A 25179-nucleotide genomic window follows, 5' to 3' on the forward strand; every position below is an offset into this window, starting at 1 on the left:
TGAAACAATTTATATGATTATAGAAGGAAATCTTGTTGATATTTTTAATAGGATTATTTATCCAGGTAAAATTACTGTGGAGAATGATCTTATTGTAAAAGTTGAAAAAACTAATTTAAGTTATTCTAATTATATACTTCCCGGTTTAGTTGATAGTCATGTGCATATTGAGAGTAGTATGTTAGTGCCATCACGTTTTGCAGAACTGGTTGTTCCACGTGGAACGATAGGTGTTGTTTCTGACCCACATGAAATAGCAAATGTACTCGGAGTAAAGGGAGTGGAGTATATGATGGATGATGCTGAAAAGGTTCCTTTAAAGTGTTTTTTTGGTGTGCCATCTTGTGTACCCGCAACTGATTTTGAAAGTGCTGGTAGCAGAATTGATAGCGAAGATGTGGAGTATCTCCTTAAAAAAGGAGCTCCTTTTTTAGCCGAAATGATGAATTTTCCTGGTGTTATTTATAAAGATGAGCAAGTATGGAATAAATTAAATCTTGCACAAAAGTATAAAGTACCTATTGATGGCCATGCGCCAGGTTTAAAAGGAGAAGATTTAGTGAAGTATTCTAAGGGTGGAATTACTACTGATCATGAATCTTTCTCAATTGAAGAAGCCTTAGAAAAGATAAAATTGGGAATTAAAACCCAAATTAGGGAAGGTAGTGCTGCGCGTAATTTTGAAGCTTTACACGAATTAATTGTAAAGGAACCATATAATACAATGCTTTGTACGGATGATAGTCACCCGGATTTGATCATCGCGAAAGGACATATTGATCGATTAATTCGTCTTGGATTAAGCAAAGGATACTCAATTTTTGATATGTATCAAGTAGCTGTAATTAACCCGGTGAAGCATTATAATTTACCAATTGGTTTGCTACGTGAAGGTGATAAAGCTGATTTTATTAGTGTCGATTCCCTTGAATCTTTTAATGTTTTAGCTACTTATATTGATGGAATAAAAGTAGCAGAAGAAGGGGAAGTGTTGTTCGATGTACCCAAAACAACTATAATTAATAATTTTAATTGTGAGCCTTTAAGTAGTAATGATCTCGAAATTAAAGGTCCAACTGCTAATTCCAAGGTGAAAGTAATGGTTGCTGATGATGGCGAATTATTAACTGACGAGTATATATGGGAGACAAATTGTGAGCCTGGAGATAGTTTGCAGTCAAGTGTAAAAGATGATATTTTGAAAATTGTAGTGGTAAATCGTTATTCTACCGCTAAACCAGTTGTTGGATTTATTAAAAATTTTGGTCTAAAGCAGGGTGCTTTGGCGAGTTCAGTTGCCCACGATAGTCATAATATCGTCGCCATTGGTTGTGACGATGAGTCGTTATTGACTGCAATAAATGGAATTATTGAATCTAAAGGAGGTATTATAGCGTGTAATTCTGAAGTGAAAAAACTGCTTAAATTACCTGTTGCCGGATTGATGAGTGCTGATTCTGGTGTCAAAATAGCGCAAGAATACACGGAAATAAATGACTTTGTTAAGCTCATGGGATGTGATATGAAGGCTCCTTTTATGACTTTAGCCTTTATGTCTTTATTAGTTATTCCGTCTTTAAAAATAGGAGATAAGGGGCTTTTTGATGTGAATAAATTCGCCTTTACCAGTTTATTTGTTGATGAAAAGTAGCGCCTCAGAACAAGAAAACAGACTGAAATTATTGGTTCAGTCTCTACCATCTTCGCCAGGTGTTTACCAGTATTTTAGCGAAGATGGTATTATTATATATATAGGTAAGGCTAAAAATTTAAAGAAACGCGTTTCTTCATATTTCTCAAAACAGCATGATGATGGCAAAACAAGGATTCTTGTACGTAAGATCTTTGACATTAAACACATCGTTGTTGATACAGAAGAAGACGCATTATTACTTGAAAATAATTTAATTAAAAAGTACCAGCCGCGATATAATATTCTATTGAAGGATGATAAGTCCTTTCCTTATATAGTGGTAAAAAACGAACCTTATCCACGTGTATTTCAAACAAGGAATTTCATTCGGGATGGTAGCATATATTTTGGACCCTATACCTCTGTTGGTATGGTTAGAACTTTAATTGACTTATTTCGTCAGATATATCCCATACGAACCTGTAAGCATAATTTAAGTAAGGAGAACATCGCCGATGGTAAATTCAAAGAATGCCTGGAGTATCATATAGGTAAATGTAAAGCTCCTTGTATTGGTAAATATGAGGAAGAAAAATACATGGAAAATATCCAGGCCATTAAAGATATTCTTCAGGGAAATATTACTTCTGTGCTTAAGTATATGCATAAGGTGATGATGAATTATGCTGAAAATTTGGAGTTTGAAAAAGCTGAAGAGGTTAAAAATAAAATAGAACTATTAAAAGGGTATCAATCAAAATCAACCGTTGTTAATCCTAAAATTACCAATGTTGATGTATTTAGTATCATTGACGATGATAAAGCCGGCTATGTCAATTTTATCAGGGTTGTTAATGGTGCCATTATTCAATCGCATACCATGGAGTTCAGAAAGAAGCTTGATGAGAATCTATCTGAGATTTTACTTTTAGCTATTACTGAAATTCAAACCCGTTTAAAACTTCTGGCAAGAGAAGTTTTAGTACCCTTTAAAGTGGATGTCGAATTCGAAAGGGTTCAATTTAGTGTACCCAAAATAGGGGATAAGAAGAAGTTAATGGATTTATCTGAACGTAACGTTAAATACTTTCGATTAGATAAACTAAAGCAACAGTCCCTGCATAAGAAGGAGCCTAAAGAAGAACGCTTGATGAAAGTAATGCAATCTGATTTGCGCCTTAAAGTGCTTCCCCGGCATATAGAGTGTTTTGATAACTCAAATATTCAGGGTACAAATCCAGTTGCTGCTTGCGTTGTTTTTCGAAACGGGAAACCATATAAAAAGGATTATCGCCATTTCAATATCAAAACCGTAGAAGGACCCAATGATTTTGCTTCAATGGAGGAAGTGGTTTACAGGCGTTATAAACGTCTTAAAGAAGAGGGACAGGGTTTACCGCAATTAGTAGTCATTGATGGGGGAAAAGGTCAGCTTGGTGCTGCAGTCAAAATATTAAGAGATCTGGATTTGACAGACAAGATTTCTGTTATTGGAATTGCCAAACGCCTGGAAGAAATTTTCTATCCTGGAGATCCTGTTCCTTTGTATCTGGATAAAAATTCAGAGACCTTAAAAATAATTCAACACCTCCGAAATGAAGCGCACCGTTTTGGTATTACATTTCACAGGCAAAAGAGATCGATAAATTTTATCCAATCTGAACTGAATAATATTTCCGGAGTTGGGGACAAGACAATTGAATTATTGTACAAGCACTTTAAGTCATTTAACAATATAAAAGCCGCTACAATTGAAAATTTAGCGTCTGTGGTGGGGAGTGATAAAGCAAATAAAATATATTCATATTTTAATAAAGATAAAATGATTTAAGAATCAGTAAAACAGCACATTAAGACTTTATTGTGTCGTATCATAGAAATAGTCATCTAGCTAAAAAATCCATTGAGCAGTTCTGAAATCATTGTTTCTGATAATGTTTCATCATCAATTGTATATAATAAATCTTTTAGTGACCTTTTATCGTGTTGTACCTGTAAAATTGATTTTGACACTTCTTTTATCAAATTCGAAAAAGATGAATCTGATGCCTTTAAATCACATTCAGTAATTAATCCTTTCGCAACTTTTATACGACTGATGATCCTTACTCCGTTATTCAGCTTGTAGCGCTTGTTTAATTCAAAGTTGGGGCTGTAGCCGTAATTCCATTCCCAAGTATTGTATTTATCTCCAGAAATGGTCTTTATTTGCTCTGTTTCTTTATTTGTAAGAGATAGCTCTGTTGATCCGTTATAATAGTTTAAAAGGGCTTTAAATATGTATTTAACGAAGCTTGGATAATCAAAAGAAGCATCAAGGTGCCTGGAGATATTTGTAACTTCGCTTCTGACTGATTTAACAGCCTTGTCTTTTATTATTAAAGGGTTGTTTTTAAGTGATTTATTTAAAATATCTAAATCAGAACTAAAGAGTAATGTCCCATGGTGCATTACTCGATTCTTGTAAACATGAGAAGCGTTACCAGATACTTTTTTACCTTCCACCTGAATATCATGCCTCTTACCAAATGTTGCGTTGATTCCCAATGAACTGAGTGCAAGAAGAATAGGTTCTGAATATTTGGCAAAATTTACTAATTCACCTTTTTTTCCAGTTTGTATGAAGCAAAAATTTAAGTTGTAATTATCGTGGTAAACCGTGCCTCCGCCACTTAGTCGTCTGTACACAGGTATGTTGTTGTCATTTACATAGCGGTAATTTATTTCTGATAATGTATTTTGGTGTTTACCTACTATGATAGAGGGTGAATTTGTGTATAGAAAAAAGACATCTTTATCAGAATGTCTTAACAGGTATTCCTCAGTAGCGAGATTAAAAGCAGGGTCATTTGTGGTACTTAACAATCCGTTCATTTTTCTTATCTGGTTTGTGATCCCTTATTAAACTTCAATCTTTTGATTTTGTTTAAGGAAATAATGTAGACCAAATGGTCGGTTTTTGATATTTTAATGTGAACTATCTAAAGATATATTGTATTTTCGGTTTTTAAAATTCTATCTATGCGTTTGGTAATTCAAAGAGTTAGTGAAGCTTCCGTTTCAATAGCCGGTCAGGTTAAATCGTCCATTAAACAAGGGTTAATGATATTGGTTGGTATTGAAACAGAAGATTCATCAGGTGATATTGACTGGCTGGTTAAAAAGGCTGTTAATCTGCGTATTTTCGATGATGAAGAAGGGGTCATGAATAAATCTGTTTTAGATGTAAATGGAGGATTATTACTTATTAGTCAATTTACCCTTCAGGCTCGCACTAAAAAGGGAAACAGACCGTCGTATGTGAATGCTGCTGGCCCTGAAATTGCCATACCCTTGTATGAGGAATTTATTCAAAAACTAGAAAAGGAAAGTGGTGTAGAGGTGGGTACAGGAGAATTTGGTGCCAATATGCAGGTCCAACTGATCAATGACGGACCTGTGACAATTATAATCGATTCTAAAAGAAAAGAATAATGGAATTATCAGAAGCTCAGAAGCAGGTTGATAAATGGATAAAAACCTATGGAGTTCGCTATTTTAGTGAATTGACCAATATGGCCATTTTAACTGAAGAGGTTGGTGAATTAGCACGTGTAATGGCACGAAAATATGGTGATCAATCTTTTAAGAAAACAGATCTGGAAGCTGATATGGCTGATGAAATGGCTGATGTGTTATGGGTATTGATATGCCTTGCTAATCAAACAGGGGTTGATCTGGAAGAAGCCTTTGCAAAAAATATGGCAAAGAAAACAGAACGCGATAATACAAGGCATTTAAACAACGAAAAATTAAAATAACAATAACCAGCTGTAGCATAGTTGTCTGCAGCTATAAGCTTTTACAATATGGAAGGATTATTGGACAAGTTCAAATTCAAGCTTTCAGATAAGCAAATACAAGAAGGTATTGAACTTGCAAAACAAGAAGCTAAAACGCTGATACAGGATAAAGATGTGCTAAAACTTCTATTCAACTGTATTGACCTTACCTCCTTAAATACAGAAGATTCTGCCGATGGAATAAGGGATTTCGTGGAGAAGGTCAACGAATTGCCCGCCCATTTTGACTTTGTTCCACAGGTTGCCGCCATGTGCGTTTATCCGGCGTTTGCTGCTGTTTTGAAAAGCGGATTAAAGGATGATAGCATTGGACGGGCAGTTGTTTCGGCTGGCTTTCCCTCATCACAAACATTTCTTGATGTGAAAAAGATGGAAACTGAACGTGCTGTTGATTTTGGAGCAACGGAAATTGACATTGTTCAGTCTGTCGGAGAATTTATGGAAGGTAACTATGAATTTGTGGGAGAGGAGATCAAAGGAATTAAAAGCGTGATGGGAGATGCGCATTTAAAGGTCATTCTTGAGTCAGGAACTTTCACAAAGCAGGAAGATGTATGGACATCGAGCATTATTGCCATGGAATATGGAGCTGATTTCATAAAAACATCGACAGGTAAACAACAGCCTGCAGCGACCTTTGACGCATCATATACAATGCTTTCGGCCATTAAAATGTTTTATGAAGAAACAGGTCATAAAATAGGTTTTAAGCCTGCAGGAGGTATTTCTACTGCCGAAGATGCGTTGATCTACTATTGCCTGGTTAAACAGATTTGTGGGGATGAATGGCTAAATAATAAACTATTCAGGATAGGAGCCAGTCGTTTGGCAAATAACCTGATAAGTGATGTATTTGAACTTGAAAACGGATACAGGAAAGAGATTAAGTACTTCTAATCATAGCCAGAAATAAAAAACGCTTCTTATTCAATGTTTAAATAAGAAGCGTTTCTTTTATGTTGTTGACAATTATTTTTTTCGTTTAAGAGTATAATCAACCATGGTTAATAATGCTGTTTTAGCATCTGAATCCTCATAGCTTGACAGTGTATCCTTAGCTTTTTGTGCATAGGTTTCCATTTGTTCATTAGCGTACTCAATACCACCATTAGCTTTAACAAAAGCAATGATCTCCTGTACTTTCTTTTCGTTTTTATGGTGGCGGCGAATCATTCGAAGAATACGTCGCTGTTCAGTTTTATCCGCATTGTTAAGTGCATAAATAAGGGGCAAGGTTAACTTCTTTTCCTTAATATCGTTACCTGTTGGCTTTCCGATCATGCCGTTTTGCTCATAATCAAACAAGTCATCACGAATTTGAAAGGCGATACCAAGGTTTTCTCCAAAGCTGGCCATATTTTTAAACTTGTCGCCATTGGCACCTACCGAAAGGGCACCTGCTTTAGTACAGGCGGCAATAAGGGTAGCTGTTTTCTTGCGGATGATTTCGTAATAGACATCTTCGGTAATATCAAGCTTACGCGACTTCTCTATTTGAAGTAATTCTCCTTCACTCATTTCGGTTACTGCTTCAGATACAACTTTTAATACATCGATCTGATCAGTTTTAAGTGATAAACTTAAGCCTTTAGACAAAAAGAAATCACCAACTAAAACAGCAATTTTCGATTTCCATAGGGCATTGATGCTAAAAAAGCCACGTCGTTGATAGGTTTCATCTACTACATCATCATGAATAAGAGTTGCAGTGTGCAGTAATTCTATGAGAGTGGCTGAAATATAGCTGGCCTCTGAAATTTCACCATTTAATTTGGCTGATAAAAAGACCAGCATTGGGCGCATTTGCTTCCCTTTGCGGCGCAATACGTAGTTTGTAATTATATCAAGAAGAGGAATGCTGGACTTTAACTGCTCTTTGAAAAAGGGCTCAAACTGCTTCATTTCCTCCTTTATAGGAGCTTTTATAATGGATGTATCTGACATATGTATTGTGTTCTAATACCAATCGTTTTAGATGGATGCCAAATTTAATTATTATTCAGGATTTTTATCCATCATATTGATATTATCTAAATATTTAAATATTTTTGCCCGTTCGTAATACTAATATAACAAGATAGTTATATATTTGCATTTGTAAGTATTTATATAGATAAGCTCCATGATGAAGATTAAAGATTTAGATACGGAGATGCTCGACAGAGCAGCAGGTATGCTTAAAGCAATAGCTCACCCTATGCGAATCGCTATTTTAAGCCACCTGGAAGATGGTAGTAAACTGACTGTTACTGAAATTCACAAATTGCTGAATATCGAACAATCAACCACTTCCCATCATTTGGGAATATTAAAGGATAAAGGGGTACTGGCCAGTGAACGTCATGGTAAGAATACTTTTTATTACCTTAAACACAATAGTTTGCGCAATATTGTTGATTGTGTGAGTAAGTGTACGATTGTAAAGTAAGAATGTAAGAAGTTGATGATATGAAGGCTGATTTATTCAGTCTTTTTTTATTTAGTGAAGATGGCAAAAATACGATTGACTAAGGAGTTTAGATTTGAAATGGCCCATGCTTTATGGAATTATGATGGCTTGTGTAAAAACCTGCATGGTCATTCATACATTTTAAATGTTACGGTGATAGGTGAGCCCATTGCCGATGAAACTAATCCAAAATTGGGTATGGTGATGGATTTTGGCGATTTAAAGCAAATTGTCAACGATGAAATAGTAGATAAATTGGATCATGCGGTAGTTTTAAGTAAAAATGCACCTGCCGAACAACTACTGGCATTACCTCAAATGGGAGAACGACATGAGATAGTGGATTATCAACCAACCTGTGAAAATATGTTGGTCGATTTCGCCGAGCGTATCCGCAAGCGTTTGCCGGCTAATATTAGCCTGTTCAGCCTAAAACTTAATGAAACTGCCACTAGCTATGCCGAATGGTATGCCAGTGATAACGAATAAGCTTGATCGATTTATAAACTCGTTTGTAGCTTAAAAATGGCGAATGATCTGATCATTCGCCATTTTTATTTATCGCAAAATAAGCTGAGCTCTATCGGCCTGCCTCTGATAGCTAATTACTATCTTTAGCAAAAAAACACACGATAGCTATGGCAGAAGAAAAGAAGGATTTGTATTTGTTAGATGCTTATGCATTAATATTCAGAGCTTATTATGCGTTTATACGAAACCCTCGTATTAATTCCAAAGGGTTTAATACATCCGCCATTTTTGGTTTTACCAATTCATTACTGGAGATATTGACCAAGGAAAACCCTTCCCATATAGCTGTTGTTTTTGATCCTCCGGGACCCAATTTTCGTCACGAGGAATTTCCGGAGTACAAGGCCAATCGCGATGCTACGCCTGAAGATATCAAGGCCTCTGTTCCCTATATCAAGCAGTTTATTGAGGCGATGAATATCCCGGTTATAGTCAAAGATGGTTTTGAAGCCGATGATGTGATCGGTACCTTATCGGCTAAGGCATCAGCAGCAGGATTTAAAACTTATATGGTTACGCCTGATAAGGATTATGCTCAGCTGGTAAAGGATAATGTGTTTATGTACAAACCACGCAGTAAAGGTGGTGGAATTGACATATGGGGTATTGATGAAGTAAAAGAGAAATTTAATATTGAAAATCCTTTACAGGTAATTGATATTTTAGCCCTTTGGGGCGATGCTGCCGATAATATTCCCGGTTGTCCAGGAGTAGGCGAAAAACGCGCCAAAGACCTGATTAAAGCATATGGCAGTATTCCTGGGATTTATGAGCATATTGAGGAGTTGAAAGGTAAGCAGAAGGAAAATATGATCAACTTCCGTGAGCAGGTGGAATTATCCTATCGCCTTGCAACAATCAGATTGGATGTGCCGGTTGAACTGGATGTTGAGGCTTTGAAGAAGGAAAAGCCTGATATGGACGCCATCAATCAGCTATTTGATGAATTGGAGTTTAAGAATCTGATCTCGCGGATCAATGCACTGTATGGTACAAAACCTGTTCAGGGCGATTTGTTTGGTATGGCAGCTGCACCTGTTGAAGAAGTAGTCGAAGAGGTGTATACCTCTCGTCAGACCTTAAAGGATGTCATTCATCATTATTACCTGGTTGACGATGAGCAAAAACTGGCTTCTTTAAGAGCGGAATTAAGCACCAAAAAACAGTTTTGTTTCGATACCGAAACAACATCAGTCAATGCCATGGAGGCCGAGTTGGTAGGTATGTCATTTTCATGGAAAGCCAATGAAGCATATTATGTTCCTGTAATGGTTAATGGTCAGGTTGATAGTTCTGTTGTAGCTTCATTTAAAGCAGTTTTTGAAGATGCTGCTACAACTAAGATCGCGCAAAACCTGAAATACGATCTACTGGTATTAAAAAACTATGGTATTGACGTAAAGGGGGCGTTTTTTGATACGATGGTAGCGCATCACCTCCTGTACCCTGGTATGAAGAATGGTATGGACTTTATGGCCGAAACTTACCTGAATTATACGCCGATATCCTACGAATCAATTGTTGGACCGAAAGGGAAGAAGCAAAAGAACATGCGTGATATTGCCCAGGAAAACATTCTTGATTATGCCGCTGAAGATGCTGATATCACTCTGCAACTGGCCGAAAAGTTCCAGGAAGAACTAAAGGGCAGTGATGTTGAAAAACTTTTCTACGATATTGAAATGCCATTGATTGATGTTCTCGCTAATATGGAATTTGAAGGCGTTAAGCTGGATGACGGTGCTTTAAAGGATTTTGCGGAAAAACTGCGCGAACAGATCATCGATTTGGAGAAAAAGATCGAAGAGCTGGCTGGTATGCCATTTAATATATCAAGTCCCAAACAGGTGGGGGAAGTATTGTTTGAGCATTTAAAAATCGATGCAAAAGCGAAAAAAACCAAAAGTGGGCAATATAGTACGGGTGAAGAGGTTCTGCAAAAACTTAAAGATAAGCACGACATTATTCCTGCTATTCTGGAATACCGTGGTTTGGTGAAGCTGCTGAATACCTATGTGGAAGCCTTGCCAAAACTGATTAATCAGAAAACCGGTAAGATTCATACCAGCTATAGTCAGGCTACCGTGGTAACAGGTCGCTTAAGCTCTAATAATCCTAACCTGCAAAATATTCCTATCCGCGACGAAAACGGAAAAGAGATTCGTAAAGCCTTTACAGCATCAGATGATGAGCATGTATTCCTATCGGCTGATTACTCGCAGGTTGAATTGCGTCTGATGGCACATTTCAGTAAAGACAAACATTTGATTGACGCTTTTAACCGGGGTGAAGATATTCATGCTGCAACTGCTGCCAAAATATTTAAGGTACCCTTGGAAGAGGTAACAAGTGATATGCGTCGTAAAGCCAAAACAGCCAACTTCGGTATCATCTATGGTATTTCTGCCTTTGGATTAGCTGAACGTCTCACAATATCACGCAAGGAAGCCAAGGAAATCATAGATGGCTATTTTGATAGTTTCCCCGGAGTGAAAGAGTTTATGGATGGTAGTGTGGCCAAAGCGAGGGAGAACAACTATGTTGAAACACTGTTTGGTCGTAAGCGTAACCTGAGTGATATTAACTCAAGAAATGGTGTTGTGCGCGGTATGGCCGAAAGAAATGCTATCAATGCGCCAATTCAGGGCACTGCTGCTGATATCATTAAGCAGGCAATGGTCAATATCCAGGAACGCTTTAAAAGTGAAAAAATAGCCTCTAAAATGATTCTTCAGGTACATGATGAATTGAACTTCGACGTTATAAAATCGGAAGAGGAACAGGTGAAGACCATCGTGAAAGAAGAAATGGAAAATGCCATCAGCTTGTCTGTACCCTTTGATGTGGATATGGGTGTGGGTGTTAACTGGCTTGAAGCACACTAGGATGGTTGCATGTCAAATAGTTGAATTTAAGGTCGCTTAATTTATTAATCATCTATTGAACTGTCTAATTTAAAATGGTTTATAGGTTAACGAGGTGCATTATTTGATTCGGCTTGTTGATACTAAATGAGTATCTGGATAGAATTTGATCCCACACTCAAAAAAACTCACCTTTCAGCGTCAAAAGAAGGATAGACCCGGGAATGATCCTCTGATCTGAATAGTTTTGTTCTATTTTACAATAATGCTTTCGAGTATGTAAATAATGCGAAAATTAAGCAAGTTTATGCGCCAAATGTCTTCGGTAATTTAATAAAGCTTCTTCGGTAGTTCTTCGGGATTTGTTCGGAACACCTTCGGATCAACCTCGCCGACAGCGAGGTTGATCCGAAGATGTCCCCTGAAAGCCTTGAAGCAGTTAGCATCCAGGTCGGTGACGCTAGGGAAGAATGATATTTTATATTTAGATAAATAAGATATAGTTACCCACCCTAAAATTGGATTGGTTTTATCGCATCCAACTGTTTTTGCTTAATCGGTATCAGAATCTGATTCTTAGTTGTTTTAAAACGACAATTCAAGCAATAATAACTTCTTTATCCCGGGATTTTCCGATATTACATCAGTCAAACCAGCCGTTTTTATGAATGAGACAATTAGCATAGGTGTTTTTGATGTGATCATCTTCCTGGGGGTTATACAGGGCATTTTTTTATCCTTCATGTTGCTAAAAAAAGCCAGGCATGAAAACCAGTCTAAGCTCTTGCAGGGTTTATTATTGCTGTTTTTGTCATTAACGATTCTTGAGGAGCTGCTCAATAATACCGGTTATATTGTTCAGGTTTTACCTTTATCTGATTTTTCAGAACCCATGAATTTCACCTTTGGTCCCTTGTTTTACCTGTATTGTAAAGAAGTAATAAACCATGATAAATCACCGAAAAAATGGCTGCATCTCCTCCCGGCAGTGTTTTGGCTATTGTATATGACTTTCTACTTTATTCAGCCCGATGCACTTAAGTACAACTCTTATCTGGAGACCAAACATCCCGAATGGGAGTATATGAATGTGGATCGGATTTATCCAGATGATCCGCTGGGCCTGAGAAACTTTGTCAATGAAATGACGTTGATTCATTTTATTGTTTATATCATATTGTCATTGTCATTAATAATTAGGAAAATAAGGGTTCTTAAACAATCCATTGTATTCCCTAAGAACGAGGTGCTCCGCATGTTACGTAATACCATGCTTCACTTTCTTATTATTGTATTGATATTTACGGGCACGAAATTCTATTTTGGTATGGATAGCGATATAGGCAGTTATTTTATAGCTACTTATATTGCCTTCATGTTCTTTATAACTTCTTACCAGGTTATGCAAAGATCATCCTATTTTGATACGCCGCATTTATTTCCGGAACTATCATTTGCGAAATATCAGCGTTCGTCGCTGAATGAGGCCGATAAAGAACGTATTTTATCAAAACTGAGGATTATACTGGAAGAGGAGAGTTATTTCAAAAATAACCTTGTATCGCTGTCGGGACTGGCAAAAAGCATTCATGAAAATAAGCATCATGTTTCGCAGGTGATCAATGAGAAATATGAGAAAAACTTTTTTGAGTTAATAGCCTGGTACCGGGTACGTGAAGCTTCGCAGATCTTAATCGGCGATAAAGAAAGGAAACTGACCATTGAAGAGATAGCCGACAGGGTTGGATATAACTCCAAATCCTCTTTTAATTCTGCCTTTAAACGTTATACAGGTCACACTCCATCAGAATTCAGGCAACTTAATAAGGATTCATAAGGTATAATAAATCAGATATTTAACTTTTTGTGCGATGTACGAGCCGTTCATATCGAACGACCCGATGAACGGCTCAGTCGTTAAAATGCGTATGTGCATGGTAGATTTGCTTTGTCATCAAAAATGAATTAGAAATGGAAAAGCAGGTAACGACTCAAAAAGAACGATTGTATTATATTGATTGGCTAAGGATTATACTTATAGTCAGTGTCTTTTTATTTCATATAGGAATGGTGTTTAATTCATGGGACTGGCACATCAAAAATGAGGTGACTTTTGCGCATAAGAGTACACTCTGGTACATAATGGAATATCTTGGTCAGTGGCGCATGCCTTTACTGGTATTGGTTTCAGGAGCAGGTACTTTTTTAGCATTAGGAACGAGAAGTGTCAAACAGTATTTATCAGAGCGTTTCAAGCGTTTGTTTATACCTTTGACAGCGGGCATCTTTGTGTTGGTACCTGTGCAGGTTTACCTTGAGCGAGCCGGTCAGTACAGTTCATTAATGGATTATTATCCACACATGTTTGACGGTATCTATCCGGTTGGAAACTTTAGCTGGCACCATTTGTGGTTTATCGCTTATTTGTTCTTCATTGCTTTGGTAGTTTCTCCTTTTCTTAAATATATGAGGAGCAGTCGCTTTAAAAACCGTATTGAAAGTATTACTCCGCTTATTGCCAAACGATTTGGTGCCAACATATTCTTAGTACCAATAGTGATATCGCAACTAATACTGCGACCATATTTTCCTGATAATACGCATGATCTTATTAACGACTGGGCTGCAATGGCTTATTATATACTGTATTTCCTGTCGGGTTATATTATTGTTTCTAATGCCCGTTTAATGGAAAGTATTGAGCAACAAAGACGCATTTACCTGGTAGAATCAATACTGGCTGCAGTTATCATGTTTGTTATTCCATACCAAATGGGATCGGAAGCATTGGGAAGGCTTGTGTGGCGATTGGCAAGCTGTACACTTGCCTGGACTTGTGGTTTGGCAGCCTTAGGTTATGCACGCCGGTACTTGAATTATAACACGCCGTTCAGGAAAATAGCCAATGAAGCCATTTACCCCTTTTATCTAATTCACCAGCCTGTTATTGTATTGTTCGCTTATTATATAGTTAGTTGGGATATAGCATTGATATGGAAAGCAATAGCGATTACCGTATTATCTTTTAGTTCAACTATTATATTGTACTGGTGCGTAGTTCGCCCATTTAATTTGATGCGTATACTGTTCGGCATGAAGCCTAAATCGAAAGCGCCATCATTTGAATTATCGAACAGGGAACTGAAATTAAAAGCGCAAAAGGTGAGGGGTTTGTGAGGCTGTTCGATTAATGATTAATGGTTTACGATGTTGGATTTAAAACGTATTGACAAATTATAAGATTACCTGTTTATAAAAGTCTTGGATAATTAATACCTTAAACGAATAAAAATAACCAGGCCAACTAATTATGAAGAAGTTTTTAATTATTAACGGACATCCTGATAGTGAGAGTTTATGTTTTGAACTGGCGCGGCGCTACAAGGCTGGGGCAGAAAAGGCTGGTAAGAATTGTGAGCTTATTAACCTTTGTGAATTAGAGTTTTCACCCATATTAAAGCATGGGTATCGGCAACGTACGGATTGGGAACCTGATCTGATAAAGGCCTGGCAGGCTATCAAAACAGCTGATCACCTGGTATTTGTTTATCCTACCTGGTGGGGTACACAGCCTGCGTTACTCAAGGGTTTTATTGAACGCGTTTTTCTTCCTGGTTTTGCTTTTGGATATCGGAAAGATTCAGTTTGGTGGGATAAATTGTTGAAAGGTAAAAGTGCACGCCTGATAGTAACGATGGATACCCCTACGTGGTATTATCGTTTAATATACAAACAACCTGGCCATAATGCCATGGAAAAAGGTGTTCTGAATTTCTGTGGTGTTAAGCCGGTCAGGAAGACTGTTTTTTCACCGGTTAAAGGCTCTGCTACAATAAAGCGGGAAAAATGGCTGGCTAAGGTAGAAGATCTGGGGAAGAGGGATTAAAAAACGATAGCGCAAAATTTGATACTTTTCCTGGGCCATTAAATAGAAACGTATTAACGCATTATCTCAACTTATTATTAAGAAATAGAAAGTATTTTCATAAAGCTTATGTTCTGCTTTTTCATTTACTTTTAACTAACCAATTGTATATATGGAGATTGTTTCCTTAGCAAATTTTAGCTTTGAACAGTTATTTAAAGCTTTTAGTGAAGCATTTAAAGATTATGACTTCCAACTATCTAAGATAGAGTTGAAAAATATGCTGCAAAGACGTGGATTTGAGGCTGGTCTGTCTTTTGCTGCAGTTGAGGATAATGCTATTGTTTCATTCACCCTCAATGGTATTGGTCGGTTCAATGGTATAAAAACAGCCTATGATACTGGCACGGGTACCATACCTTCGTTCAGGGGGAGAAGTCTGGCCACACAAATATTCGAGTTTTCACTGCCTTACCTTAAGAAGGCGGGTATTAAGCAATACTTGCTTGAGGTATTACAACATAATGCTAAAGCCTGCAAGATCTATAAGAATATTGGTTTTAAAGTGAGTCGTGAGTTCAATTATTTTGTGGCTGATAAAGCCGCTGTTCAAGTTATCGAAAGGCCCAATAATGGATCACTTTCAATAAGAATAATTGATGTTGATCAATGCAGCTCATTGACTGATCAGATGGAGTTTACTCCCTCGTGGCAAAATAGTTTTGAAGCTATTGACAGGCAAGTTGACAAGTTTACAGCCATTGGAGCTTTTATTGATGAAAAGCTCGTTGGTTATTGTATTACAGAATTATATGCGGGTGATATCACCCAATTACTGGTGCATGCTGATCACAGACGAAACGGAGTTGGGACATTACTATTAGAAAGGGCTTTGGAGTGTAATAAGCACAATGCAGTAAAAGTGATAAATACTGATATTGATTGTCATTCACTCACACATTTCCTGGCGACTTTCTCTATTGCTGTAAGCGGTAAGCAATATGAAATGATAAAAAAACTGGATGATTAAGACTGTTATAGTAAGTTTTTAATAAATCAATGTAAAGTATTACTAATTAACCAGACACACATTCAAATTTAAAATATCTATGAAGAAAACAAGTATTCTTTTGCTCCTGATCATTTCAATTATCGGGGTAATGACCTTAAGTGGTTTAAAAGCCGCAAAGCAGGATAAAGCAAGTATACCGGCTAATTCATATATCATTGTCAGAACACTTGAAATATACGGCATGAAACCATCGAGTATGGTAACTATTTATGAGGATGGCACCGTTGAGAAAACAGCTCTTGGAAAACTAAATGCCGGTAAACCAGAAGAGAATCTTCTGATTATTCATGAAAAAATCAGTGAAATAGAAAGTAAAGGGTATACCTTGGAATCAACTACAGGAGGAAATTCGGATAATGTTATTTGCACCACTTTTATTTTTAAAGAGATTGAATGATGGTATCATACTGGTTAAAGTATTACAATATAATTTGATGATAATAACCTTGGATTTAAATACTTGCCATTACTTCTAATAAAATATATTAGTAAGTAGAAGACATCTGCTGTGAAGGATTTATTTGTAATACATACAGTTATTTTATGAATTAAATAGGTTTTGTAATAATTAGGTAATCAGATGATAATATATATATTCGTGTATTTATGATATAGACGATAGTTTATATGTTTGGTATAGAATTTGTTATTGTATTGCTTTAACTTATGCCTAATACTATGATTAAACTATTTAAATGTTATTGTTTATTAACTTGTTTTCTTCTTTTAAACTGCCAGGTACTTGTATCTCAACCGGCATTAAATATTAAACAAGATTCAGCGTCACGTATTCTGACGGAAAACTCACCTGATTGTATATACGTTCATACCGATCGTGAAATCTATTCTGTCAAAGACTCTGTCTGGTTTAAGGTTTATTTAACAGAGTCGCAGACTAACTTCCAATGTGCCGGTATAAGAAGTGTTTATGTTGAATTATTGGATGAATCAGATAGTATTGTCCATAGGAATGTAGTTAGAATAGATAATGGCTACGGGAAAAGCGATATGGATTTATCCAAAAGCGAATTAAAGGAGGGAAACTATTTATTACGTGCCTATACAGAGTATCAGCAAAATTTTGGTAATGAATTCTTCTTTAAAAAGAAATTGTTAATTATTGATGTTGCCAATAACACTGTTATAGGCTCTAAAGTTGCTGTAAATAATGTCTCTGCATCTGCCAATGGTAATATTGACTTTCAGTTTTTACCAGAAGGGGGATTTCTGATCAATGATAAAGCGAATACTCTGGGCTTTATTGCTCGAACACAGGACGGTAGGCCGATTGAAGTAAAAGGTTGGATAAGGAATAGTAATCGTAATAAACTGATACGATTTGAATCAGTGCATGACGGTATGGGTAAAACAATGCTGATACCACAAAAAGGAGAAAAATATTATGCCGTATTGGATAATTACAAAGATCTGGAAATTGAATTACCTCAAGCGATCGATGGTGTGAAGTTTACGGTAGGTAAAAGAAGAGAGAAGGAAATACATGTTAAGTTAGTTAGTTCAAATTCCAAATACAGAAAGCTATACCTCGTAAATACCGCAAAAGGTCTGGTAACCTTTGCTGTGCCAATTGAAATGAATAAAGATGAGTTTGATCTTCGGATTTCAAAGGAACAATTCTTAATGGGAATTAACGAACTTACTCTGACAGATGACACAATGAAACCTTTGGCAGAGAGGTTAATTTTCATAAAAAACGAATCTTTACTAAATATTGAATTACATCCGGAAAAGCTTGATTATGCAAACAGGGAAAAGGTAGATATTGAAATTTCAACAATGCTTAATAATGAAAGTGTTGCTTCAAACCTTTCTATTACTGCTATTAACGCCAATCAAGTCAGGTCATTAGAAGAATATCCTCAAAATATACTCTCATATTGTTTATTGGATTCTGAGCTTAAAGGAATGGTTTTTAATCCATCATATTACTTCAAAGACAATGGTATTGCAACGAATGAAAAGTTAGATCTTTTAATGCTGACACATGGATGGAGAAATTATAACTGGAATAACTTAAGAGATACACTTGAAAGCATTACACATGCAAAAAAATATGGATTAGAGATACAAGGAAAAGTAAAAAGGCTTTTTTCAAATAAAGGAATTAAAAGAGGAGATATAACACTATTTCTTAGTAATAGGAAGTACAATCAATTTGAATTGTGCCACTCATCAACTGATAGTTTAGGACTGTTTAAATTTAGTAATTTGAATTATTATGATTCAACTCAAATGTTTATTCAAGGGTTGAATCATCACGGTAAAAAAAGTACTGAGATAGTAAATGTTTCAGCTTTAATCAATCCACCAAAAGTTTTTTCAAATCATTGTTATTATACAATGTTTGATGGTGTTAGTAATCAACATTTTAATCGTATGGCTGAAGAAAGGGAGAGGGTGGATCAGGCCTTTTTTCCGGAAAAGTATACGAAGATGATTGACGAAATTAAGGTGAAAGCTGAATTTAAGAAACACGTAGAAGCAGTTGATGGTCATTTTAGGTTATATGGTGAGGCGGATCGGGTTTTTGTTGTAAAAGATGAAGACTTTATGTACATGAATGTTATGCACTATATTGATGTAAAATGGCCGTCGTTTTCAAGGTTCTCGTCTGGATTTGGCACATATGAGGATATTGATAGACAGGTAGATGAGGTGGGTGAGGCTGCCATTGGAGACGAAAGCAGACACGATAGATATAGAAGTTCTAGAAGATTGATTTTATTAGATGGTATGCCTGTTGATTCAGAATTTATTAATACTGTACCTATGTCAACTATTGATAAGGTTGAGTTCGTTGATCCTTCTAAATCAGCTATTTTTGGTGTACGTGGATATAAAGGAGCACTTGCAGTCTATACTAAAAAGGGAAGTGTTATTTCATCTGATAATGATTACCTGAAAGGTGCGATATTCCAAAAGCTTAAGGGCTATTATAAAGCGCGTGATTTTTATAGTCCAAAATATACTAATGAAGAGGTTGATATCCCAGATCATCGGGCAACACTATATTGGAATCCTGAGGTCATTACAAACAACGATGGTAAAGCTAAAATTTCATTTTATACTTCTGATGATCGGGCACCAGTCTGTATTTATATTGAGGGATTAAGTGAGAATGGTAAACCTGGGGTTGGTTTTATAAGGCTGAATATGGGAAGTCATTCGGATCTGACACAGTTGAGTGATTAACCCTTATAAGGCATTTTCCTACTATGACCCATTTGAATGACAGGCTATAAAGAGATGATAATAGTTGTGCATTACAGGGCGAATTTTTTAGTTGCTTATATTTAAAATAGCAGTTTGCTGTAACAATTAGATGTAATGATAAAAGCAACCATTCAAAAAATATTACATCTTTAAGTAAGAATGTAAAACCTCTGACTATGAAAACACTACAATTTTTACTGATGCTAACGGCAATTGGCTTTTCTATGATAAGCTGTGATAGTTCTGCTGAACGACCACAGTTTGAGCTGGACTTGCCCGATGAAATACCAGACGATAATTATTTGATTTATTCAGCTGTGTTTGATGAGATGTATGAATCTGATAAAATTGTAATAGCCCAAAGTTCACAAACAAATCTATGGCTTGAGAAAGATAATTCCTTTCATGAAATGCTGCTTAAAAATAATCCGGGTTTTGATTCTTACTTACTGACTGATTTAGCATACCAAAACAGTGAGTCCCTCTTGTTTGAAAACAAGTTCCTGAACCACAACCAGGAATTTGCACTTATCACTTCAGATGAGTTGAAATATATTTTTAACGGACAGGATATTAATGACTCCTGGAATGAATATTACAAGTCGCATGATTCCAATGGTTATATGCGCTTAACACAGATAGGTTTTAATAAAAACAAAACACAGGCTGTATTCGAGTTTTCACATCATTATGCCAGCCTGGGAGCTGGAGGGTTTATCATATACCTGGTTAAAGAGGATTGTAGTTGGTTGATAAAAGATATTGTTTATACCTGGGTATCATAAATTATTGAATATGGGCGAGCGTGGCTATAAGGAGGGGTTGATTGTTTAAGTGATTGACAGATTATTTGAAACAAAATGCAACCTATGTGCTCAAAACGAGTATGATACCAGATAAACTTCATTTTATCTACCAATGGAAAAAGAATTAACCGAACAAGAGGCTGTAGATCAAATCTACAATTTTGCCGCTAACCTGATGGTCAACGAAAAAAAGAATGCTAGCGAAACCCGTGCTGCATTGGTTGAGCAAGGCTTAAGTGAAGATGTTGCAGGTACTGTTGTGAAAAATTTACAAAGCCAGATCTCTGATGCTAAGAAGAAGCGCGCCAATAAAGATATACTCTGGGGAGCCATATGGTGTGTTGGAGGAATTGTAGCCACAGCTGCTGAAATTGGCTATATTTTCTGGGGTGCCATCGTTTTTGGAGGCATTCAGCTAATACGCGGACTGATTAATTCGCAAGGTGATTAGCAGTATAGGATATAAGCAAAAAAAAGCGCTTACCACCTGGTAAGCGCTTTTTTTTGATAAGCTTTCTGCTTGTTAGCTTTTCTTTGAAGTAGCACGTCTGTCACCAGCATGGCTGACAACTGTGCCATCCAATAAACCATTGTACTGGTTCATGTCTTTAAACAGCTTTTTAGCTTCTTCCAATTCTATATCTTTCTGTAAGCTGGCTTTAATGGCTCCTTTTTGGTAGTAGTAACGCTTGGTTATCTCCATTACCATTAACTCCTTAATTTCGTCCTCAAATTGGCGCATATCCTTTTCTACGTCCAACTTCAACAGCTCTTCCATGGCTGTAAAGTCGTCTTTGGATTTTTCATAGTAACCTTCGCGCCTGGCTGTTTTTACTAATTCTTTGAACTTCTCCTGAGATAATGATTCGTATCTGAAGTCTTCTTTCGACTTGACAAATTCAACGAAATCATTGTATACACCTTCAGTAATAGTAAATGATTCAGGTGCTTCTATTGTTTTGTTTTTTAATACAAACTCTGTTGCAAAGTCAAAGATCATGCTTTGTACTACCAAAGCAAATGTTACATTGGCATACTTAGGTGATGTTACTTTGATATCCGGTGATATACCGCCACCATCAAAAACAGAACGTCCGTTTAAGGTTTTGTATTCACTGATCAGTGAGTCGGCAACCAAACCAACAGCACCATCTTCATCGCGGTGGGTATAGTCCAGGGCCTGAATGCATCGACCAGAAGGAATATAGTATTTGGCTGTCGTTACTTTTAATTTGGCGTTATAAGATAAGTTACGGGTTGTTTGTACCAGGCCCTTACCAAATGAGCGCTGTCCGATAACCACTCCACGGTCAAGGTCTTGAATAGCACCTGATACAATTTCAGAAGCAGAGGCTGAACCACGACTTATCATCACGGCAAGGGGCATAACCGTATCAATTGGCTCACGCATGGCTTTGTATGTTTTGTCCCATTGTTTTACCTTTCCACGAGTGCTTACCACTTCCGAGCCCTTAGGAACAAATAGGTTAACAATTTTTACAGCCTCGTCTAACAAACCTCCCGGGTTGGCACGTAGATCCAAAACAATGCTTTTAGCTCCCTGGTTATCACGCAAATCAAGAAAAGCTTTTTCAATTTCGCGCGAGCAATCCTGGGTGAAGTTATTTAACTGGATGATACCTGTTTCGTCGTTTACCATACCGTAATAGGGCACAGGGTTAATAGAAATCTTTTTGCGTTCCAGCTCAATGTTAATTGGTTTTTCAGTGCCTGGACGCTCTACCTTGATTTTTAATTCGGTGTTGGCAGGACCTTTTAGATTATCGCTAACATCCGGCGTATTTTTGCCAACCATATTCTTACCGTCGATTTCAAGAATTTTATCACCTGCTTTTAATCCAGCCAATGCTGCCGGAAAACCTTCGTATGGCTCGGCAATTACAACATATTCTCCACGCTTTGAAATCAATGAACCGATACCGGCATATTCGCCTGTCGTCATAAAACGAAAATCCTCCATATCAGACTCAGGAATATAAGTGGTATAAGGATCAAGCGATTCCAGCATGTTGTTAATCCCTTCGGTGATCAGTTTCTCAGGGTCAGTTTCATCAACATAGTAGCTGTTTACTTCGCGAAAGAGCGTATAGAAAATATCGAGGTTTTTAACGACTTCGAAGTTGCGTTTATCATCGTTAAAACTGTAAAGTCCTAACATCATCACCATTACAAGCGAAACACCTGTAATCCATCTTACTTTACGTGTTCTCAAAAACTTATTCATATTCTGTCTTTATTATTTTTTACCTGAGTTTAACGGTCTTTTTCTGCATTTAACTAAGACCTTACCATAGCGTGGTTCACAAAGTTAATATTTCATACAAAAGAATCAAGTTGTTAGCTTGATGAGGGGCGGGACTTTAACTTATTATTAACCAATCAGGAGGGAAGAAAGTTCAAAATTGTTGAATTGTACTACTATTGAAATGCACATTCAATTACATACTCCAACATTTAAATACCTCACATGATATATCGAACAGCTCTGGATCCAGACCTATTCTCCTTTTCCCAAGGACTTAAAACGGCAACTTACTGAATTACCATCTTCATCGGTGATAAGTAGAGTGTGCCAGCCTTTTTCAGGGGTAATGGCCATTTGATGGTGATGTATTGTCTGACCCAGATACTCATTATCCATGTGCCAGAACAGGTAAGAAGATGCTTTTTGGTGTGTGGCTTTACAAATAATTCGTCCGAGGCTGCCGTCTATTTCTTTGGGAACATAGAGCAATGCGTTGGCTTGCGGGTAAATGATTTCAATGACTTTTTGTTGCTCGAAACAACCGTTTTTAAATGCAGGCAATGGCTTGTATAGCGGGTCGCGAAACTGGTAATACCAGGCCATTACGGGTGGCAATACAAACCAACTCTGGTGTTGCATTTTGTCAATTGGGTAGCAGTCGGCATTAACCCTGTATTTTTTATCGGCGCTTAAATGGACCAACTGATGATAAGGGCATACGGGTGCATCATGTTCAATATTAGGAATATAAACTGTGTCGATCTGATTGCAGAACTGGGATGCCTTATAGCCGCTTTGCCTGCAAATGGCTGTTTGTTCCATGTCGTCATATGGTTTCATAAACCAGCTTGTGGAAGGCAGTTGACGGTATAATTCGAACAGGATGGGAGCAGCCGCACTTCCGCCAATGATGCCGGGACGACCTTCACCGCTTGCATTACCAACCCATACTCCAACCGTATATTCGGGTGTTACACCAACGGCCCAGGCGTCCCTGAAGCCAAAACTGGTGCCTGTTTTCCAGGCTATTTTGCGCCCTGATGAAAAGTTTTCCCACCCGGTTTCTTCCACAGGTCTTTGTACATTGGTTAAAGCCTCAAATGTGTGGTAAACCGATGCTGCTGAAACGACCTTCGGGTTATAATCAAGTTCCGGAAGCGGTTTTATGTCAGTTGGCATTAAATGAGCAGGATGAAAATCATACTTATCGTATTGAGCTGATTCGGTAGTATAAGTCAACAGGCAACGTGCCATGGACGAATATACAGATGATAGTTCATATAAAGACGTTTCAGCGCCTCCCAATATTAACGACAGGCCATAGTGTGAAGCCGGCTTATTGATGGAAGTAATTCCCAGTTTTCGCAGTAAAGCATGAAACTTTTGTGTTCCATAATCTTGCTGGAGTCGAACAAATGGCACATTTAGTGATCGGGACAATGCAGCATGAGCAGGTACTGCTCCATCAAAGCGTTTATTATAATTTTGTGGTGAAAAATCGCTGTAATAGGTTGGTATATCAGCCAGGAGCATATGGGGTAAAATCAAACCGTCATCGAGTGCAGCAGCGTAAAGAAAAGGTTTTAGGGTGCTGCCTGTACTTCGTTTAGCCTGGATAATATCCACATCGTGGCCGTAACCATGTGTGTTAAATGAAGAATTACCAACATAGGCAATTACCTGTCCTGACTTGTTATCAATAATAATGGCCGCGATATTATGTATTTCATTATGTCTGTTTATACTATAAAAATTATTAACAATCTGCCTGGCTTGCTGTTGAAGGTTTTTATTCAAGTTGGACTTGAAGCTACTGGCGCTATGTTTTTTTATCAGGGTATTCAGCAGGTGAGGGGCATCCTGGGGAAGAGGCAGCGGTTTGTCGGGAAGGGGTTCAGCACAAGACAGGTAGTATTCTGTCGAATCAATGATGTTATTGACAAGTAGTTTTTTGAGTAGAAAATTCCGTTTGCGCTGCAATGCATCGCGGTTTTTGCCAGGGTGGATCATCGATGGAGCATTTGGCAATACGGCCAGTAAGGCAGATTCACTCCATGATAGTTGATGCACCGATCGTCCAAAATATCGCCATGCAGCAGCCTCTATTCCAACAACATTGCCACCAAAAGGAGCGTGGGCGGCATACAAATTTAAAATCTCATTTTTCGAAGATCTTAGTTCAAGTCGGGTTGCCTGTATGGTTTCAATTAATTTGCTTTTTATGGTACGCTCGCGTTTAAAGGCCAGTCTTATAACCTGCATGGATAGTGTGCTGCCACCGCTTTTAATCTTGCCCGCTGACAGGTTTTGCCAGCTTGCCCTCAATAAGGATACGGGATTGAACCCGGGGTGATAACGAAAATATTCATCCTCAAAATAAATGATGGATTGCTCAAATTTATATGGAACGGAGTCGCCTGCTTCGAAGCGCCACTGACCATCGCGGGCAATATGTGCAGATAGCAATTCTCCATTGCCGGAGTTGATGATGTAGGAGTAGGGTGTGTCAAATAGTTTGGAGGGCAGGCAAAAATAATAGCTTAGTGCCAACAGTGCTAAACCAATCCATACCCATTTCCTTTTGTTTTTGATAAAAGCCATTTTCATGACCTTCAAA

The 25179-nt window shown here is 37.4% G+C and carries 20 protein-coding genes; 16 read left to right on the forward strand and 4 right to left on the reverse strand.

Annotation, left to right across the window (positions count from 1 at the left end; translation table 11 throughout):
* The first annotated feature begins 13 nt into the window (after positions 1 to 13).
* Positions 14 to 1651, forward strand: a complete 1638-nt coding sequence (ade, locus tag ACRD69_RS07010; protein ID WP_430814364.1) for an adenine deaminase — start codon at positions 14 to 16, stop codon at positions 1649 to 1651.
* Positions 1641 to 3464: an excinuclease ABC subunit UvrC gene (gene uvrC / locus ACRD69_RS07015; protein WP_430814365.1), complete on the forward strand. Its 1824-nt coding sequence runs from the start codon at positions 1641 to 1643 to the stop codon at positions 3462 to 3464. Before ade ends, uvrC begins: the two co-directional genes overlap by 11 nt.
* A 56-nt stretch (positions 3465 to 3520) precedes the next feature.
* On the opposite strand, the gene lplA is transcribed toward uvrC, so the two are convergent.
* Positions 3521 to 4507, reverse strand: coding sequence for a lipoate--protein ligase (gene lplA / locus ACRD69_RS07020; RefSeq protein ID WP_430814366.1), 987 nt, complete (start codon positions 4505 to 4507; stop codon positions 3521 to 3523).
* A gap of 147 nt (positions 4508 to 4654) precedes the next feature.
* Here lplA and dtd point away from each other — a divergent pair, with 147 nt between their 5' ends.
* The 3 genes from dtd to deoC are packed head-to-tail and all read left to right on the forward strand — an operon-like array spanning position 4655 to position 6372.
* Positions 4655 to 5107: a D-aminoacyl-tRNA deacylase gene (gene dtd, locus ACRD69_RS07025; protein ID WP_430814367.1), complete on the forward strand. Its 453-nt coding sequence runs from the start codon at positions 4655 to 4657 to the stop codon at positions 5105 to 5107.
* Positions 5107 to 5433, forward strand: coding sequence for a nucleotide pyrophosphohydrolase (locus ACRD69_RS07030; protein ID WP_430814368.1), 327 nt, complete (start codon positions 5107 to 5109; stop codon positions 5431 to 5433). The genes dtd and ACRD69_RS07030 overlap by 1 nt, the downstream gene beginning before the upstream one ends.
* Positions 5434 to 5481: 48 nt before the next feature.
* On the forward strand, positions 5482 to 6372 hold the full coding sequence (deoC, locus tag ACRD69_RS07035) for a deoxyribose-phosphate aldolase (RefSeq protein ID WP_430814369.1): 891 nt from the start codon (positions 5482 to 5484) through the stop codon (positions 6370 to 6372).
* 72 nt (positions 6373 to 6444) lie between these two features.
* Here deoC and ACRD69_RS07040 read toward each other — a convergent pair whose 3' ends face one another.
* A complete protein-coding gene (locus ACRD69_RS07040) occupies positions 6445 to 7419 on the reverse strand; it encodes a polyprenyl synthetase family protein (RefSeq protein WP_430814370.1) in 975 nt (324 codons plus the stop codon).
* A gap of 178 nt (positions 7420 to 7597) precedes the next feature.
* Between ACRD69_RS07040 and ACRD69_RS07045 the strand changes: the two genes are divergently transcribed.
* The 11 genes from ACRD69_RS07045 to ACRD69_RS07095 all read left to right on the forward strand — a co-directional run bounded on the left by ACRD69_RS07045 (position 7598) and on the right by ACRD69_RS07095 (position 20747).
* The gene (locus tag ACRD69_RS07045) at positions 7598 to 7903 is read left to right on the forward strand and encodes an ArsR/SmtB family transcription factor (protein ID WP_430814371.1); all 306 of its coding nucleotides are present in this window, start codon (positions 7598 to 7600) and stop codon (positions 7901 to 7903) included.
* 60 nt (positions 7904 to 7963) lie between these two features.
* Complete coding sequence (locus ACRD69_RS07050) at positions 7964 to 8413, forward strand: 6-pyruvoyl trahydropterin synthase family protein (protein ID WP_430814372.1); 450 nt, start codon at positions 7964 to 7966, stop codon at positions 8411 to 8413.
* A gap of 149 nt (positions 8414 to 8562) precedes the next feature.
* A complete protein-coding gene (gene polA, locus ACRD69_RS07055) occupies positions 8563 to 11340 on the forward strand; it encodes a DNA polymerase I (protein WP_430814373.1) in 2778 nt (925 codons plus the stop codon).
* 643 nt (positions 11341 to 11983) lie between these two features.
* The gene (locus ACRD69_RS07060; RefSeq protein ID WP_430814374.1) at positions 11984 to 13156 is read left to right on the forward strand and encodes a helix-turn-helix domain-containing protein; all 1173 of its coding nucleotides are present in this window, start codon (positions 11984 to 11986) and stop codon (positions 13154 to 13156) included.
* A gap of 134 nt (positions 13157 to 13290) precedes the next feature.
* Entirely contained in the window at positions 13291 to 14496 is a 1206-nt protein-coding gene (locus ACRD69_RS07065; protein ID WP_430814375.1) for an acyltransferase family protein, read from the forward strand.
* A gap of 133 nt (positions 14497 to 14629) precedes the next feature.
* Positions 14630 to 15205, forward strand: a complete 576-nt coding sequence (locus tag ACRD69_RS07070) for an NAD(P)H-dependent oxidoreductase (RefSeq protein ID WP_430814376.1) — start codon at positions 14630 to 14632, stop codon at positions 15203 to 15205.
* Positions 15206 to 15356: 151 nt separating this feature from the next.
* Positions 15357 to 16214: a GNAT family N-acetyltransferase gene (locus ACRD69_RS07075; protein WP_430814377.1), complete on the forward strand. Its 858-nt coding sequence runs from the start codon at positions 15357 to 15359 to the stop codon at positions 16212 to 16214.
* A gap of 79 nt (positions 16215 to 16293) precedes the next feature.
* Positions 16294 to 16653, forward strand: a complete 360-nt coding sequence (locus ACRD69_RS07080; protein ID WP_430814378.1) for a hypothetical protein — start codon at positions 16294 to 16296, stop codon at positions 16651 to 16653.
* Positions 16654 to 16934: 281 nt separating this feature from the next.
* Complete coding sequence (locus ACRD69_RS07085) at positions 16935 to 19469, forward strand: hypothetical protein (RefSeq protein ID WP_430814379.1); 2535 nt, start codon at positions 16935 to 16937, stop codon at positions 19467 to 19469.
* A gap of 197 nt (positions 19470 to 19666) precedes the next feature.
* Complete coding sequence (locus tag ACRD69_RS07090; RefSeq protein WP_430814380.1) at positions 19667 to 20275, forward strand: hypothetical protein; 609 nt, start codon at positions 19667 to 19669, stop codon at positions 20273 to 20275.
* 133 nt (positions 20276 to 20408) lie between these two features.
* Positions 20409 to 20747: a hypothetical protein gene (locus ACRD69_RS07095; RefSeq protein WP_430814381.1), complete on the forward strand. Its 339-nt coding sequence runs from the start codon at positions 20409 to 20411 to the stop codon at positions 20745 to 20747.
* Positions 20748 to 20819: 72 nt separating this feature from the next.
* Here ACRD69_RS07095 and ACRD69_RS07100 read toward each other — a convergent pair whose 3' ends face one another.
* Both ACRD69_RS07100 and pbpC read right to left on the reverse strand, forming a co-directional pair.
* Positions 20820 to 22541 carry a S41 family peptidase gene (locus tag ACRD69_RS07100; RefSeq protein ID WP_430814382.1) on the reverse strand — a complete coding sequence of 574 codons (1722 nt, stop codon included), beginning with the start codon at positions 22539 to 22541 and terminating at the stop codon, positions 20820 to 20822.
* A 273-nt stretch (positions 22542 to 22814) separates the two neighbouring features.
* Positions 22815 to 25169, reverse strand: a complete 2355-nt coding sequence (gene pbpC / locus ACRD69_RS07105) for a penicillin-binding protein 1C (protein ID WP_430814383.1) — start codon at positions 25167 to 25169, stop codon at positions 22815 to 22817.
* Positions 25170 to 25179: the final 10 nt, after the last annotated feature.

It is taken from the genome of Carboxylicivirga agarovorans, assembly GCF_050589845.1.
Lineage (GTDB): Bacteria > Bacteroidota > Bacteroidia > Bacteroidales > Marinilabiliaceae > Carboxylicivirga > Carboxylicivirga agarovorans.

Coding starts and splice junctions, on each gene's coding strand:
- ade (WP_430814364.1), top strand. CDS start 14: ATGATTATAGAAGGAAATCTTGTTGATATTTTTAATAGGATTATTTAT.
- uvrC (WP_430814365.1), top strand. CDS start 1,641: ATGAAAAGTAGCGCCTCAGAACAAGAAAACAGACTGAAATTATTGGTT.
- lplA (WP_430814366.1), bottom strand. CDS start 4,507: ATGAACGGATTGTTAAGTACCACAAATGACCCTGCTTTTAATCTCGCT.
- dtd (WP_430814367.1), top strand. CDS start 4,655: ATGCGTTTGGTAATTCAAAGAGTTAGTGAAGCTTCCGTTTCAATAGCC.
- ACRD69_RS07030 (WP_430814368.1), top strand. CDS start 5,107: ATGGAATTATCAGAAGCTCAGAAGCAGGTTGATAAATGGATAAAAACC.
- deoC (WP_430814369.1), top strand. CDS start 5,482: ATGGAAGGATTATTGGACAAGTTCAAATTCAAGCTTTCAGATAAGCAA.
- ACRD69_RS07040 (WP_430814370.1), bottom strand. CDS start 7,419: ATGTCAGATACATCCATTATAAAAGCTCCTATAAAGGAGGAAATGAAG.
- ACRD69_RS07045 (WP_430814371.1), top strand. CDS start 7,598: ATGATGAAGATTAAAGATTTAGATACGGAGATGCTCGACAGAGCAGCA.
- ACRD69_RS07050 (WP_430814372.1), top strand. CDS start 7,964: ATGGCAAAAATACGATTGACTAAGGAGTTTAGATTTGAAATGGCCCAT.
- polA (WP_430814373.1), top strand. CDS start 8,563: ATGGCAGAAGAAAAGAAGGATTTGTATTTGTTAGATGCTTATGCATTA.
- ACRD69_RS07060 (WP_430814374.1), top strand. CDS start 11,984: ATGAATGAGACAATTAGCATAGGTGTTTTTGATGTGATCATCTTCCTG.
- ACRD69_RS07065 (WP_430814375.1), top strand. CDS start 13,291: ATGGAAAAGCAGGTAACGACTCAAAAAGAACGATTGTATTATATTGAT.
- ACRD69_RS07070 (WP_430814376.1), top strand. CDS start 14,630: ATGAAGAAGTTTTTAATTATTAACGGACATCCTGATAGTGAGAGTTTA.
- ACRD69_RS07075 (WP_430814377.1), top strand. CDS start 15,357: ATGGAGATTGTTTCCTTAGCAAATTTTAGCTTTGAACAGTTATTTAAA.
- ACRD69_RS07080 (WP_430814378.1), top strand. CDS start 16,294: ATGAAGAAAACAAGTATTCTTTTGCTCCTGATCATTTCAATTATCGGG.
- ACRD69_RS07085 (WP_430814379.1), top strand. CDS start 16,935: ATGATTAAACTATTTAAATGTTATTGTTTATTAACTTGTTTTCTTCTT.
- ACRD69_RS07090 (WP_430814380.1), top strand. CDS start 19,667: ATGAAAACACTACAATTTTTACTGATGCTAACGGCAATTGGCTTTTCT.
- ACRD69_RS07095 (WP_430814381.1), top strand. CDS start 20,409: ATGGAAAAAGAATTAACCGAACAAGAGGCTGTAGATCAAATCTACAAT.
- ACRD69_RS07100 (WP_430814382.1), bottom strand. CDS start 22,541: ATGAATAAGTTTTTGAGAACACGTAAAGTAAGATGGATTACAGGTGTT.
- pbpC (WP_430814383.1), bottom strand. CDS start 25,169: ATGAAAATGGCTTTTATCAAAAACAAAAGGAAATGGGTATGGATTGGT.